At 70.7% G+C, this 13,974-nt stretch carries 13 protein-coding genes and 1 pseudogene; 5 read left to right on the plus strand and 9 right to left on the minus strand.

Features of this window, described 5'->3' with window-relative positions; all coding sequences use genetic code 11:
• Positions 1 to 10 precede the first annotated feature (10 nt).
• On the plus strand, positions 11 to 1,105 hold the full coding sequence (locus tag OIE13_RS24805; protein ID WP_326636042.1) for a zinc-binding dehydrogenase: 1,095 nt from the start codon (positions 11 to 13) through the stop codon (positions 1,103 to 1,105).
• 19 nt (positions 1,106 to 1,124) lie between these two features.
• Positions 1,125 to 1,352, plus strand: coding sequence for an alcohol dehydrogenase catalytic domain-containing protein (locus OIE13_RS24810; protein WP_326636040.1), 228 nt, complete (start codon positions 1,125 to 1,127; stop codon positions 1,350 to 1,352).
• A 156-nt stretch (positions 1,353 to 1,508) separates the two neighbouring features.
• Here OIE13_RS24810 and OIE13_RS24815 read toward each other — a convergent pair.
• The 8 genes and pseudogenes from OIE13_RS24815 to OIE13_RS24850 all read right to left on the minus strand — a co-directional run bounded on the left by OIE13_RS24815 (position 1,509) and on the right by OIE13_RS24850 (position 9,513).
• Positions 1,509 to 2,248 (minus strand): annotated as a pseudogene (locus OIE13_RS24815) (MBL fold metallo-hydrolase).
• Positions 2,249 to 2,368: 120 nt separating this feature from the next.
• Positions 2,369 to 3,244, minus strand: a complete 876-nt coding sequence (locus OIE13_RS24820; protein ID WP_326636035.1) for a sugar kinase — start codon at positions 3,242 to 3,244, stop codon at positions 2,369 to 2,371.
• Between the two features lie 13 nt (positions 3,245 to 3,257).
• Positions 3,258 to 4,139: a glycosyltransferase family 2 protein gene (locus tag OIE13_RS24825; RefSeq protein ID WP_326646972.1), complete on the minus strand. Its 882-nt coding sequence runs from the start codon at positions 4,137 to 4,139 to the stop codon at positions 3,258 to 3,260.
• Between the two features lie 195 nt (positions 4,140 to 4,334).
• On the minus strand, positions 4,335 to 5,102 hold the full coding sequence (locus OIE13_RS24830; RefSeq protein ID WP_326636033.1) for a CDP-alcohol phosphatidyltransferase family protein: 768 nt from the start codon (positions 5,100 to 5,102) through the stop codon (positions 4,335 to 4,337).
• Positions 5,080 to 6,120 carry an iron-containing alcohol dehydrogenase family protein gene (locus OIE13_RS24835; RefSeq protein ID WP_326636031.1) on the minus strand — a complete coding sequence of 347 codons (1,041 nt, stop codon included), beginning with the start codon at positions 6,118 to 6,120 and terminating at the stop codon, positions 5,080 to 5,082. Before OIE13_RS24835 ends, OIE13_RS24830 begins: the two co-directional genes overlap by 23 nt.
• A 5-nt stretch (positions 6,121 to 6,125) precedes the next feature.
• Complete coding sequence (locus OIE13_RS24840) at positions 6,126 to 6,860, minus strand: phosphocholine cytidylyltransferase family protein (protein WP_326636030.1); 735 nt, start codon at positions 6,858 to 6,860, stop codon at positions 6,126 to 6,128.
• A gap of 106 nt (positions 6,861 to 6,966) precedes the next feature.
• On the minus strand, positions 6,967 to 7,590 hold the full coding sequence (locus OIE13_RS24845) for a DUF5941 domain-containing protein (RefSeq protein WP_326636029.1): 624 nt from the start codon (positions 7,588 to 7,590) through the stop codon (positions 6,967 to 6,969).
• A 201-nt stretch (positions 7,591 to 7,791) separates the two neighbouring features.
• A complete protein-coding gene (locus tag OIE13_RS24850; protein ID WP_326828820.1) occupies positions 7,792 to 9,513 on the minus strand; it encodes a CDP-alcohol phosphatidyltransferase family protein in 1,722 nt (573 codons plus the stop codon).
• A gap of 155 nt (positions 9,514 to 9,668) precedes the next feature.
• Between OIE13_RS24850 and OIE13_RS24855 the strand changes: the two genes are divergently transcribed.
• On the plus strand, positions 9,669 to 11,081 hold the full coding sequence (locus OIE13_RS24855) for a bifunctional cytidylyltransferase/SDR family oxidoreductase (protein ID WP_326636025.1): 1,413 nt from the start codon (positions 9,669 to 9,671) through the stop codon (positions 11,079 to 11,081).
• A gap of 56 nt (positions 11,082 to 11,137) precedes the next feature.
• Here OIE13_RS24855 and OIE13_RS24860 read toward each other — a convergent pair whose 3' ends face one another.
• Positions 11,138 to 12,157 carry a glycosyltransferase family 2 protein gene (locus OIE13_RS24860; protein WP_326646971.1) on the minus strand — a complete coding sequence of 340 codons (1,020 nt, stop codon included), beginning with the start codon at positions 12,155 to 12,157 and terminating at the stop codon, positions 11,138 to 11,140.
• Positions 12,158 to 12,223: 66 nt separating this feature from the next.
• Between OIE13_RS24860 and OIE13_RS24865 the strand changes: the two genes are divergently transcribed.
• Positions 12,224 to 13,726, plus strand: coding sequence for an LCP family protein (locus OIE13_RS24865; RefSeq protein WP_326636023.1), 1,503 nt, complete (start codon positions 12,224 to 12,226; stop codon positions 13,724 to 13,726).
• Positions 13,727 to 13,735: 9 nt separating this feature from the next.
• Positions 13,736 to 13,966 carry a hypothetical protein gene (locus OIE13_RS24870; protein ID WP_326636022.1) on the plus strand — a complete coding sequence of 77 codons (231 nt, stop codon included), beginning with the start codon at positions 13,736 to 13,738 and terminating at the stop codon, positions 13,964 to 13,966.
• Positions 13,967 to 13,974: the final 8 nt, after the last annotated feature.

Raw genomic sequence — 13,974 nt, forward strand, 5'->3', positions numbered from 1 at the left:
AGGAAACCCGATGCGCGTAGCCACGCCGGTGCTGTTTCAGGCGGGTACCCCGCACCGCGTCGTCGAACTGGACGTCGACGAACCCCGCGCGGGCGAGGTACGGGTACGGATGGCGGCCTCCGGAGTCTGCCACAGCTGCCTGTACACGATGAACGGCCAACACACGGGGATCCCGATGCCGATCGTGCTGGGCGACGAGGGGGCCGGGGTGGTCGAGTCGGTCGGCCCCGGCGTCACGTCGGTCGCCGAAGGCGACCATGTCATCGTTTCCTGGGCGCCCGGCTGCGGCCGGTGCCGGACCTGCCTGCGGGGAGCGCCCGCCCTGTGCACCGCCCAGCCGCCCCTGGGCCGGATGGCCGACCACACCACCCGGTTTCACCTCGACGGCGCGGAGGTCTTCCACTATGGCCCGGCCACCAACGCGCCGCTGACCGTGCTGAACGAACGCGCCGTGGTCACCGTCGACCCGCGGATCCCGCTGGACCTGGCCGCGCTGATCGGATGTGCCGCCGCGACCGGGGTGGGCGCGGTGCGCAACACCGCGCGGGTGCGGACCGGCGAGAGCATGGTGGTGGTCGGATGCGGCGGGGTCGGCATCAGCGCGCTGCACGCGGGCGCACTGGCCGGCGCGTACCCGATCGTGGCCGTCGACGTGGTGCCGGAGAAGTTTCCCGCGCTCACAGCGCTCGGCGCCACGCATTGTGTGGACGCGACAGCGGACGACGCCGCCGAGCGCATCCTCGACATCACCGGCGGTGGCGTGGACTACGCGTTCGTCACCAGCGGTGCGCCGTCCGCGTTCCCGATCGCGACGCGCGTCCTGGCCGCCCAGGGCACCTGCGTGCTGATCGCCGGGTATCCGGACGGTGCGACTCTCTCCTTCGACCCGGGACACCTGCTCAACGGGGAACGCCGGATCATCGCTTCCAAATACGGCTCGTCGAATCCACCGGTCGACTTCCCCGATCTGGTCGACCTCTATCTCGCCGGGCGGCTGCGCCTGGACGACCTGGTCTCCGGAAGATGGCGGATCGATCAGGTGGACGAGGCGTACGACGCGCTCAGCTCCGGCACGCAGACCCGCGGCCTGATCGTCTTCGCGTGACCCGAACGAGGAGGAGCCAATGTACGCCGTAGTGGTAACGGCACCGGACCGGCTCGCCGTGACCCAAATGCCCGATCCGACGCCGGCACCCGACGGCGTGGTGATCGCCGTCCGTTCGTGCGGCATCTGCGGCACCGACCTGCACCTGGTCAGCGGCGACCTCGGGGTGGACCGGCTGCCGCTGATCCCCGGGCACGAGCCGTACGGCGAGGTGGTCGCGGTCGGCGCCGGCCTCGTCTACCGCTGACCCTGTAGCCCATCCGTTCCCACCTGGAGAAACGTTCATGTACCTGATGCGCAGTCGCCGTCGGCGGCCGGGAGTATCCGGCTGTGGAGTTCCGCGAGGGGGACCTGCCGGCCCGCAGGACCTGAACCGCTCCGGCGTACGGGACGTCGGAGCATTTCACGCCCGTCTGCGGGGTGGGACTGGAATGCGGTCGAGGTCGTGGGCGACGACGATGTCGCCACGGAACGCGGCGGCCGCCTGGTCGGCGAAGCGGTGCTCGTCCTCGGCGCGGTACCGCTCGGAGAAATGGGTGAGCCCCAGCCGCCGGACGCCGGCCTCGGAGGCGACCCTGGCTGCCTGGCCGGCGGTGACCTGGCCGTCTTCCCGCAGCCGACGTATGGCGAGGCCGTGCACGCCTCGGGCGGCGAGTTCGTCCGGCAGCATGGTGATGCCGTCGGGCTCGACCAGGCGATAGCCGTACGCCTCCACCGGATGGTCGAGCCGGCGGGCCGTCAGGATGAACGGCGCGCCGGTGGTGTCGAGTTCCGCCACGGAGCCGCCGAGCGGCTGCTCGCGGATCCGGATGGTGTCGTGGAAGATCGTCGCATGCCGCAGCCGCTCCCAGTAGAGCGCACCACTGGCGGGAAAGGCCGCGTTCGCCTCGGCCACCCCGTCCCGTGACATCCGCTGGACGATCCCGGCACGCCGAGGCAGTGGTCGCCGTGGAAATGGGTCAGGCAGATCCAGTTGATGTTGTGCACGCTGAGCCCGGCGTGAATCATCTGCCGCTGCGTCCCCTCTCCCGGGTCGAACAGCAGGCCGTGTCCGTCCCAGTGCAGCGGATAACCGTTGTGATTACGGGTACGGGTGGGAACCGCACTGGCGGAACCGAGCACAACAATCTCACGTGCGGACATACGTCAATGATCACTTAACGGGGGGCGGCGAGCGACCGAATAACGACCGGGTGAACGGCTCCGGCTCGTTCGGGGAGGCCCGCGCCCGGGTGAGCGCACCCCGGCGGTCCAGGTACGAAGTCAGCCGTCGAGTTCCAGCAGGGGCAACTCGGCCCTGGTCGGGAGACCCTGCCAGTCGCTGGGGCCCGAAGAGGCGAAGGCGGAGAGCAGGAATCCACGCCGCAGCCGGTCGGTCGGGTGCAGTCCTTCCAGCGCCGCGCTGAGATAGCCCGCGACGAAGGCGTCCCCCGAGCCGTTGGGATCGACCACGGGTGCGGAGACTCCGGCGGCGTCATGACGGACGCCGTCGACCCGGACGCTCGCCCCCCGGGTGCCGCGCATCACGATGACCTCGCGGTCTCCGGCGAGCGCGGGCTTGACCAGGTCAAGCTCGCTCTGCCGGACGAACAGCACGTCCGCCGAGCAGGCCAGCACGCTGAGGATCTCCTCGGCCTCCCGCAGGTCGGGCCAGAGCTGGTCGTGGTAGTCGATCGCCACCGAGACGGGGACCCCCGCGGTCCGCGCGGCCCGTACCGCGGCGTGCATGGCGTCGCGCGCGCTCAACCCGGCGGTGATCCCGCTGACGTGCAGGACGCGCGATGCCGCGACCCGGTCGACGGGAACGTTCCCCTGGGCGAGCCTGACGCCGGTGCGGTAGTAGGTGACCCTGGCGGCCTGACCGAGCCTCGACTCCTTCAGGATCATCCCGGTCGGCGACCCCTCGTCCACCCGGGCGTCTGAGACGTCCACCCCCTCGCCACGCAGCACGGTGAGGATCCGTGCCCCCAGCTCGTCACCGCCGACCTTGCCCAGCCAGCTCACCCGGTGGCCGAGCCTGGACAGCCCGATCGCGACGTTGAACTCGGCGCCGGCGACGTCCAGCCTGGCCTCGTGCTCGTGGCGGATCCGGCCGCTGGTGACCACGCCGAACGCCTCGCCGAGGGTGTAAACGTCCATGCCTGACCGGGATTCAGACGATAGGTGGGCGGCCGAGGCGCAGCATGCGCCAGGCGGTCTTCCAGCCCATCGGGCGGCGCTCCCCCGCAGGCTCCCTGAGCCCCTCGCCGAAGCCCTTGAACCAGGCGCGCAGGGCGGGCCCCGAGCGCTCGCGGAGCAGGGTCAGGATGATCCAGTTGAGCAGGTAGAGCGTCGCGAGCGCCCAGGGAAGGTTGCGGCGGGCCAGCCAGACCCGGTTGCGTGCGTTGAGCCGGTAGAAATCGGTGTGCCTGGTCGGAGGGACCTGCGGGTGGTACATGACCGTCTTGGCGTCGTACTCGATGCGGTAGCCCTCGCCGAGCAGCCGCCAGGCCAGGTCGGTCTCCTCATGAGCGTAGAAGAAACGCTCGGGAAGCCCGCCGACCTGGAGGAACGCCGACCGGCGGATGGCGCACGCGCCGCCCAGGAAGGTGGTGACCGGGGAGGAGCGCTCGGGGTCGCCCGCCCGCAGACGGGGAACGTGGCGGCGCTGGCCGATACCGCCGTCGGGGTCCTTCACCCGGAAGGAGACGACCGCGAGGTCGTGCTCGGTGGAGAAGCGCTCTCGCAGGTGGGAGACGAGCCCCGGGTCGGCGTACCAGCCGTCGTCGTCGAGGAAGAGGACGACATCGCCCGTACACTCCTCGACGCCCCGGTTGCGTCCCGCGGGAATGCCCGTGTTGTGACTCAGCCGCACACTTCTGATCGAGGCCGAGGACCCCTCGGGCACGGTGACCGACAACTCGGGCACATCGACGCCGTTGCCGACGATGACCACCTCGACGTCGCCGTCGACCTGGTTCAGCGCGGACTCGACCGCCCGGTCCAGCTCGGGGATCCGGTTACCCATGGTGAGGATGACGCACGAGATCTTCAACGGGTCATCGCCTTGACGCGTCGAGAGCACGTACGGAGCATACGTTCATGATCACCGAGTCTGCTGGGTCGGGCAATTCTGGCAGGGTCAAAGCTTCCTTGTTTACCGGAAACAAGCGTATCGGAACCGTCGGCGAACACCTGCCAAACAGTAAGGTGTTCGCACCTACGACGCGCCCGAATGCCATCCGGTTCCTCATGAAAGCCGCCTGGACGCCAGAATACTGATCAGATGCAGGATCATCTGCAGCACGGCGACCACCACGCAGGCCACCACGAGCACCCTCGTCGCGGCCAGACCCCCGTTGATCGCGTCCCAGATCGCCGCGACCACCACGAGAAGCGACAACTCGACCGCCTGCACGATCCGGTGGAACCTCAGTGCCGCGGCGGCCTTACGCGCCAGGCCCAGCCCGCGCGACTGGAAGTGCTCGGCCGAGGCCTCGGTCGCCGCGACCAGCCCTGAGCGGGCGCGGGCCACGTCGACCAGATCGGTCTCCGCCTTGATCAGGATGGCGCCGAGCGCGGCGGCGAAGCCCACCACCGTGTACCAGTCGGGCAGGATCTCCGACGCCCGGAACCCCAGCCCGATGAGCAGGGCGGCCTCGGCGAAGTAGTGGCCGACCCGGTCGAGGTAGACGCCGGTGATCGAGGTACGGCGAGTCCAGCGGGCCAGCTCGCCGTCGGAGCAGTCGAGCAGCAGGTAGAGCTGGACCAGCAGTGCCGCCAGCACGGCCGCCCAGAGGCCGGGCAGCGCGAGCACCACTCCGGCCAGCAACCCGGTGAGGATCATCAGCCAGGTGGTCTGGTTGGGCGTGATCGGCGTCTTGGCGAGGAACCAGGTGACGTAGATCGACAGCTTGCGCATGTAGAGCACGCCGGCCCAGTGCTCGCCGCTGTTGCGTTCCATGGTCGAGTGCGGCTGGGCCACCGCACGGAGCTCAGCGACCGACGGCCCGGACATAACCCTCCACCCGATCGCGAATCTCCGGCTCTGACAGGCGCAGGTGCTCAAGGATCGTGTAACGGCCGGGGCGGGTCGACGGCGCCAGCATGACCGCCTCGGCGAACTGGGCCGCGGTCAGCCCCACGTCGGTGGGGCTGACCGGCAGCTCGTGCCCACGCAGGCAGTCGACGACCTGGTCGAGCCTCCGCGAGTCCTCGCGGAGGAAGAAACAGAACGCGGCACCTATCCCGGCGAGCTCGCCGTGGTTGGAGGTGCCGGGAAAAAGCTGATCCACGGCATGCAGGATCTCATGGTCTCCGCCACTCGAAGGACGGGAAGACCCGGCGACCACCATCGCCATGCCCGACAGGATGAGCGCCTCGGCCAGCACGGTCAGGAACGCGTCGGCCTCGATCGAGTCGGACCTGCCGATCACCGCCTCCGCCGCGGTGCGGGCCATCGCGCAGGCCAGGCCGTCGATCGGCTCCCCGCGCTCACTCGCGCCGAGCTGCCAGTCCTCGATCGCCGACAGGTTGCTGACCACGTCGCCGACCCCCGAGCGGACCAGCGAGGCAGGCGCGTCGTGGACGAAATCGAGATCCACCATGATGGCCAGCGGCATGGGCACACCGAAGGAGCCCTTGCCGCCGTCGTGCGTCAGCGAGGCCACCGGCGAGCAGATCCCGTCGTGCGACAGGTTGGTGGCCACCGCCACCATCGGGATCCCGGCCAGCGACGCGGCGTACTTGGTCACGTCGATGGTCTTGCCACCGCCGATGCCCACGACCGCCTCGTACGCGCCCTTGCGCAGGTCCGCGCCGAGCGAGATCGCCTCGTCCACCGAGCCGTCGGGGACCCGGAAGAACCTGGCCTCGTCGAGCGAGGGAGCGATCACCGAGGTGATCCTGTCTCCCTGGCCCGGCCCCACCGCCACCGCCACCCGCCCGGAGGTCGCCACCCGGCTGTCGGCCAGCAACGATCCGAGCTGGGCGATCGCGCCCCGCCGCACCTCCATGGACAGGGGTGCCGGGAGCATCCTGGCTAGTATCGGCACGCGATCTCCCGCGCCTTGGCGAGGTCGTCGTGGTTGTCTACCTCAACCCACGGGACGTCGCCGATCGGGGCGACCGCGATCTTCTCGCCTCGGGCGACGAGTTCCTGGTAGCCGTCCTCGTAGTAGAGCTGCGGGTCGCGCTCGAAGGTGGCCTGGAGGGCGTCGGCGAGGCGCCCACCGATGCCGGGACGGATGAGCGTGGCGCCGATGTACTCACCGGCGGCCTCGGCAGGGTCCATCAACTTGGTGATCAGCCGCAGGTGGCGGTCACCGTCGAGGGTGACCTTCATCTCCTCGTCGGCGAGCTTCTTGACGTCGTCGACCGCGAGCAGGATGTCGCTGGTCGCGGGCGCGGCCAGCAGCGTCTCCTCCACCGAGACGGGGTGCACCGTGTCGCCGTTGACCAGGATCACGCCCTGGTCGAAGTAGTCGCGCGCGCACCACAGGGAGTAGGCGTTGTTCCACTCCTCGGCCTTGTCGTTGTGCACGAGGGTGAGCTTCACGCCGTGCCGCCGTTCCAGCTCGGCCTTGCGCTCGTGTACGGCCTGCGCCTGGTAACCGACGATGACCACGACATCGCGGAGATCGGCCGCCGCGAGGTTACGCAGCGAGATGTCCATGATCGTGGTGTCGCCGTCGACCGGCACGAGCGCCTTGGGCAGCGTGTCCGTGTACGGCCGCAGACGCCGTCCGGCCCCGGCGGCCAGCACCATTCCCAGCAACGCGCACTCCTCATTCGGGTGAGAGCCTCCCGGCGGGCACTCCTAGGCCCCAAAGGTTAGTTGCCTTCAGGCCCTGATCGTGTAATCGAGGGTTTGCCGGGCGTTCTCAATCGTGTGCGCCGAGGTCGGCCGCGTCCACCCCGAGCCTCGGGGCCGCCAGCCAGCAGGTGATGCTCTCCCAGCCGAAGAGGCACCACAGGTACAGCGAGAGCAGCACGAACACCAGCGTGACCTGCCCGGCGAGGCCGCCGAGGGCGACCAGCAGCATCCTGCCGTCCCAGCCGAGGCCGGATGTGGCCAGCCAGGCCGGCGGGTAGACCCGCTGCCGGAGGCGGTAGACGACGTCGTAGTGGTGGAAGGCCATCGCGCCGAGCAGCACGAGGATCAGCCACGGCGGCACGTCGTGCGCGAAGCCCACCGAGGCCACGAAGCCGTACTCGGTGAGGCGCAGGATCGGCGGCACCAGCCAGTCGAGCCGGCCGTCGTGCGGGTGGGAGCTGCCCGGACCGGCGAGCAGCAGCGCCACCGCGGGGGCGAACACCGCCAGCCCGTCGGTGCCGGCCACGCCGACCAGCAGCAGCACTCCGGTCACGAACATCCCGACGATCGCGGGCGGCAGCGGCGGGAGTTGCCCGGCGACCAGCGCGCCCATGGCCCTCGATGGCACCCCGTCGTCCCGGTAGGCGACCACGGCGCTACGCGGCACCGGCGTCATATGCACAGAAACCATGATCACACCCGTTTTCCACTCGCCTCAAGAAAAGCCGCCCGGTCCCGCCCGCCCCGCGACAGGCCCCGCCCGCCTCACGGAGGGCCCTGCCGACCCGATGGCAGGAAGCACCGCCCCGCCGAGGTCTCCCGTCTCGTGGCGGGCAGCCCCGCCCTCCCGCCCTCCCGTGCGCCCGTGCGCCCGTGCGCCCGTCGTCTCCGGTCACCGGCTCAGCGACCTGCCCATCCGGCCGGCGAGGATGTAGGTCGCGGCGATCCCGCCCCAGACCAGCAGCGCGACGAAGGTCACCCTGGCGTTGAAGAGGGCGGCGGTCACCGCGATCAGGGCCATCCGTTCCCCGATGGGCAGCACGATGATCTTTTTGAACCAGCGGGTCGGGGACGCCTTCTCCATGGTCCGCGAGAGCCGCACGATCGCATTGCCCGCACCCGGCCCGCCGCCGTCCCCGGCCCCTTTCCCGGCACCCGGCTCAGCCCCGGCACCCGGCTCAGCCCCGATATCCGGCTCAGCCCCGGCACCCGGCTCAGCCCCGGTATCCGGCTCAGCCCCGGTATCCGCGGCCTGCCCGGCCCCGGGCGCACGCATCACCTCGGCACCCGCGAACGCGGCCTGCCGTTCCGGCTCGTGGAGCGGCACCGGCCGCCTGGCGCCGGCGTCGGCCGGGTCGCTCAGCGAGCCCGGCGTCCTGGCCCAGGCCGCGCCCACCCGGCCGGCGTCGGCACGCGCCCCCGCGTACGAGAAATCGATCATGTGGCGGAGCAGCTGCAGGATCATCGCGGCCACCGCGAGCCCCCAGATGCCGTCGGGCCCGCCGCCGGTGGCGTCCAGCCCGGCCGCGTACCCGAAGGCGAGGCCCACGTAGACGGCGTACTCCTTGACCCGGTCGAAGGTGGCGTCCAGCCACGCCCCGAACGGCGAGAAGGCGCGGGTGTAGCGGGCGAGCTGGCCGTCGACGCAGTCGAGCACGAACGACAGGTAGAGCAGGACCGCCCCGGCGATCAGTGCCTGCCGGGTGCCCGCGGAGAACCAGACCGCGGCGAGCGCGGCCAGGCCGACGGACATCCCGGTGATCGCGTTCGGCGTCAGACCGAGCCTGGCGGCGAGCTTCACGAGGTGCCTGGACCAGGAGCTCACCCCGTACGTGGCGAAGAAGCCGTCGTTGGTCTTGACCGCGCCGTCCAGCCTGGCCTCGGCCTCGTCGACCTCCGCCAGCCTCGGCACCGCCGAGTCGACGTCCGCCTGCTCGGCCATCCGGTCGCCGTGGAGCCGGCCGAGCCCGGCCGCGTGCACCGGGACACCGGAGCGGACCAGGCCGACCAGGAGCAGCTGCGGGGCCTCGCCGCCGTCCATCGGGCCGAAGCCGCCCGCCTCGGCGAGCTCGGCGAGCGTCTCGGCGGTCTCGGCGAGGCGGGCCAGGTCGGACACGCCCACCTGGAGCGCGCCCCTGAAGGTGCCGCACGCCTCGCCCACCTCGTGAAAGGAGGTGCCCGCGGCCACCACGAACCTGCCGTCGATCCTGATCGGCGGGCGTGACGGCCCCGGCGCGTCCCTGCCGTCGTCGCTCACCAGCGCGCGGGTGTCACGGGCCGGATGCTCCACGAGCATGGCCAGCGCCTCGGTGTGCGCCACCAGGTCGCCGGCGACCAGCAGCACGGGGCCGATGGACGAGCGAGCCACCTTCGCGACCCGGCGCAGGTCGTCGGCGAGCCCCCGCGACCCCTCGGCCCCGATCATGTGGGTGCCGCCGGGCGCGTGGATGATGTCGCTGGAGCGGGCCACCACGTGCACCTCCCGCACCGGGAGTGTGGCAAGCTGACCGGTCAGCCTGTCGAGGAGTGTTCCGCCGGGACAGCGCAGGGCGGACGCCTCGGTGGTGGCGAGCACGACCGCGGCCGTCTGGGAGGTGGCGTGAGAGTCAGGCAATCCGGGCTCCTTCGTATCCGACGGGATCACCGTACGAATCGGGGAGTGCGCACTCAGGGTAGCTAGATCTTGACGGGATAGCACGGGAGCACGCCGGACGATCGGGTACGCACCCATTACGCTCGCCATATCCGAACTGTCAAAGGAATCTGATCTTGGCCGAACGTGAACCGCGTCTTCGAACCGTCGGAGTGGTCCTGGCAGGCGGCGTCGGCCGGCGCGTCGGCCTCGGCACCCCCAAGCAGCTGCTGGAGGTGGCGGGCCGGACGATCCTGGAACACACCCTCGCCCTGTTCGAGGGGGCGCCGGAGATCGACGAGGTCATCGTGCTGATGGCGCCCGGCTTCACCGGGGAGGTGGAGCGGATCGTCGAGGCGGGCGGCTTCGCGAAGGTCACCCGGATCCTGGAGGGCGGCCAGAGCCGCCCGGAGACCACCTGGCGGGCGCTGCGGGCCCTTGGGTCGCAGGAGTGCGACGTGCTGCTGCACGACGCCGTACGCCCGCTGGCGGATCGGAGGATCATCGCCGACTGCGTCGAGGCGCTGAGGACCTGCTCGGCCGTCGAGGTGGCGATCCCGAGCTCCGACACGATCGTGGTCATCTCGCGGGATCCGGATGGGGAGATCGTCCGCGACGTCCCCGACCGTTCCACCCTGCGCCGTGTCCAGACCCCGCAGTGCTTCCGGCTCTCGGTGATCCGCGAGGCGTACGAGCGGGCCTTCGCCGACCCCGGCTTCGGTGACCGGCCGCCCACCGACGACTGCGGCGTGGTGCTGCGCTACCTGCCCGAGGTACCGATCCACGTGGTGCCGGGCAGCGAGCGGAACATGAAGGTCACCCACCCGGTGGATCTCCTCATCGCCGACACGCTCCTGCGGCTCGCCGCGAGCGAGGTTCCCTCCGTCTCGGCCCCCGCCCTGCGCGAGGCGATGGCGGGCAGGACCGTGGTGGTCTTCGGCGCGGGCGGCAGCGCCGGCGCGGAGGTGGCGGAGCTGGCCGGACGGTACGGCGCCCGCGTGTTCTCCTTCCCCGGATCGTCCGATCTCTCCGGGCCACTCGAAGAGGTACGTGTCGAGGACCCCGGCGCCGTGGCCGACGCGCTCGCCCGCGCCGCCAAGGAGACGGGCGGGATCGACTACGTGGTCAACGCCGCGGGCGCCCCGTACCCGGGCAGGCTCGACGCGGTGGACGACACCGCGATCGCCGAGAGCGTGAACGTGCACCACCTGGGCCCGGTCAACGTCGCCAGGGCCGCCCTTCCCCATCTCCGCGCGACCGGGGGCCGCCTGCTGTTCCACGCCCCCTCCCGTACCGAGAGCACTGAGGGTACTGAGAGCACTGAGGGCGCCGAGGGCGCCGAGGGCTACGTGGGTGACAGCCTGAGCTCCGCCGCGGGTGCCGCCGTGGCCGGTCTGACCCGGTCGCTGGCGAGGGAATGGGCCTCCTGCGGGGTACGGGTCAACTGCGTCGTTCCCGAACGGGGCGACGCCCCGCACACCGTGGCCCGTACCTCGCTGGACGTGCTCGCCTCCGATGTCACCGGTCAGGTGGTCGACGCCCGCCCCTGACGGGTGCCCGCCTCGGTGAACCTGACGGGTGCCCGCCTCGGTGAAAGGTGAAAGGGTCAGCCCGGCTTGCCGAGCCTTCTCGGGCTGGTCAGGAAACCCCAGCCCCACGACATGTGCATGGTGACGTAGACCAGCGGCAGTCTCACCAGCGCCGGGACGGGCAGGCCGATGCCGGTGACCGCGGAGCCGGCCAGGATCGCCGCCAGGTAGCCGCCGGGGATCAGCAGACCCGGCCAGAGGAAGGGGGAGATCACCAGGCCGGCGAGGATGGCCAGCACCGCCAGCGGCGGCGCCAGGTAGCGCAGGTTGATCGTGCCCTCATGGGTGCGGGCGACCACCCTGCGCCAGCGGCCGTAGTGGAAGTACTGCTTGGCGAGGGCCTTGATGTCGGGCCTTGGCCGGTAGGAGACGCGCATCCGGGGCTGGAACCAGACCAGGCCGCCCGTCTCTCGGATGCGGTGGTTCATCTCCCAGTCCTGGGCCCGCTGGAAGTGCTCGTCGTAGCCGCCGACCCGCTCCAGCGCCTCCCGGCGGAACACGCCGAGGTAGACCGTGTCGGCCGGGCCCGCGGTGCCGCCGGTGTGGAACCTGGCGCCGCCGACACCGATCTTGGAGGTCATCGCGCGGGCCACGGCCTGCTCGAACGGCGTGACGCCCTCGGCGGCCATGATGCCGCCCACGTTGTCGGCGCCGGTCTCCTCAAGGGTCTCGACCGCGACCCGGAGGTAGTCGTCGGGGAGCATCGCGTGCCCGTCCACCCTGGCGATGATCCTGTTGCTCGACGCGGCGATGGCGGCGTTGAGCGCGTTGGGAGTGCGGCCCGTCGGGTTGGGAACCACGATCACGCGGGGGTCGTCGGCGGCGATCGCGTCGGCGACCTCCTGGGTCCGGTCGTGGGAGGGGCCGATCGCGAGCACGACCTCGATCGGTCCTTCGTACCACTGCGACAGCACCTGACGCACCGCCTCCCGCAGATGGCGCTCCTCGTTCAGCACCGGGATGACGACGGAGATCGGAGGCCAGACGCGTGTCTCGGAAGACGACGCCGGCGCGGGCGAGTCGGGGAACTGCTTCATGGCGTCGCTCACGCTACTGTACTAACGGGTACCTCATCGACCCAGCAGGAGCCTAGGGGGCCATGCATGCGTGACCCGCATGAGGATTCGGGTGTGCAGGTGGGCGGCGACGCCTACGGCAGCATCCGATTGAACCCGAGACGTGACCGCAGGTCAGCCAGGGGTGCCCGCACCAGGCGACGCGGCCTCGTCATCGCGGGCACACTCTCGTGCCTGGTCCTGGGCAGCTCCGGAGTGACGTGGGCGCTGACGAACTACGCGACGACGAAGATCAAGTCGGTCGACGCGGGGTTGCAGGGGTCGCGGCCGAGCACCGGCGCGATGAACATCCTGGTGGTCGGCGTCGACAGGCGCGACGACCTCACCCGCAAGCAGCAGAACCAGCTCAAGCTGGGCCGCGAGAGCGGTGAGCGCACCGACACCATGATGGTGATGCACCTGTCGGAGGACCATCGCAGGGTCACCGTGGTCAGCCTCCCCCGCGACACCTGGACGACGATCCCCGGCAAGGGCCAGCACAAGATCAACGCGGCCTACCAGCTCGGCGGACCCAAGCTCGCGACACGCACGGTGCAGGCGGCCACCGGCCTGACCCTCCACCACTACGTCGAGGTCAACGTGCTCGGCTTCATCAACGTGGTCGACGCGCTCGGCGGCATCTCGGTCTGCACGCCGGTCCCGATCAACGACCCGAAGACCGCGCTCAACCTGGAGCCGGGCACCTACTCCTTCGACGGCGTCAAGGCCCTCGCCTATGCCCGCACCCGTGCCACCGCCCGCTCCGACCTCGACCGTATCGACCGCCAGCAGCAGGTGATCTCCGCACTGCTGAACCAGGCGCTCAGCGGCGACACGCTCACCAACCCGGTCAGGCTGGCCTCGTTCGTCGACACCGCCCTCGACACGGTCCGGGTGGACGACGCGCTCCGCAAGGACCTGCTCGGCCTGGCCGACCAGCTCAAGAACGTCTCCACGGACGACGTGACCTTCGCCACGGTCCCGCTCGCGGACGTCGACCACCGGACGCCGACCGGCGAGTCCGCCGTGCTCTGGGACTCCGAGGCGGCCAAGGAGCTGTTCCGCCGGATCGCCGCCGACGAGACGCTCGTCAAGCCTTCCAAACCCGTCAAGTCCACGCCCACCCCGAGCGCCTCGGCCTCCCCCTCGGCTCCCGCGCTGACCGTGCCGCCCGCGCGGATCTCCCTCAGGGTTCTCAACGGCACCACGATCAAGGGGCTGGGCGCGCAGACCAGGACCGAGCTGCAGCGGGTCGGATTCCTGGTGCCCGAGACGGCCGGCAACACCCCGCAGAAGGGCTTCGAAAAGACGGTCGTCCGGTACGGCCCGGGCCGCGAGGACTCGGCGCGCACCGTCGCCGCCGCGCTACCCGGCGCGGAGTCGCGCCGGGTGGAGAACCTCGGTGACACGATCGAGGTGGTCGTCGGCCTGAAACACGCGCCGGCGAAGAAGGTCACCGTGAAGGGGACGGCCACGCCGTCGACTCCGACCGCCTCCCCCTCTGCGACTCCGACGGCGAGGACGGCCACGGAGAACATCTGCAAAAAGTGATTTATGCGCATGACAATCTTCGGTCAGGGCAGTCAGTGGCGCACGGAGGTGATGACCGTGATCTCAACATTCGACGTTCAGGCGTGGCGCAGCGGTCCCTGCGCGGTTGTGCGGGCGACAGGCGAGCTTGACCTGGCCGTCGCTCCCCGGCTGCGCGCGGAGATCGACCGGCACTTCGAGGTGCGCGGCAGCCTGCGCGAGGCGCTCGACACCCTGACTCCGAGCCACTCGCCGAACTGAATCTTCCC

Source organism: Streptosporangium sp. NBC_01810 (assembly GCF_035917355.1).
Taxonomy (GTDB): Bacteria; Actinomycetota; Actinomycetes; order Streptosporangiales; family Streptosporangiaceae; genus Streptosporangium.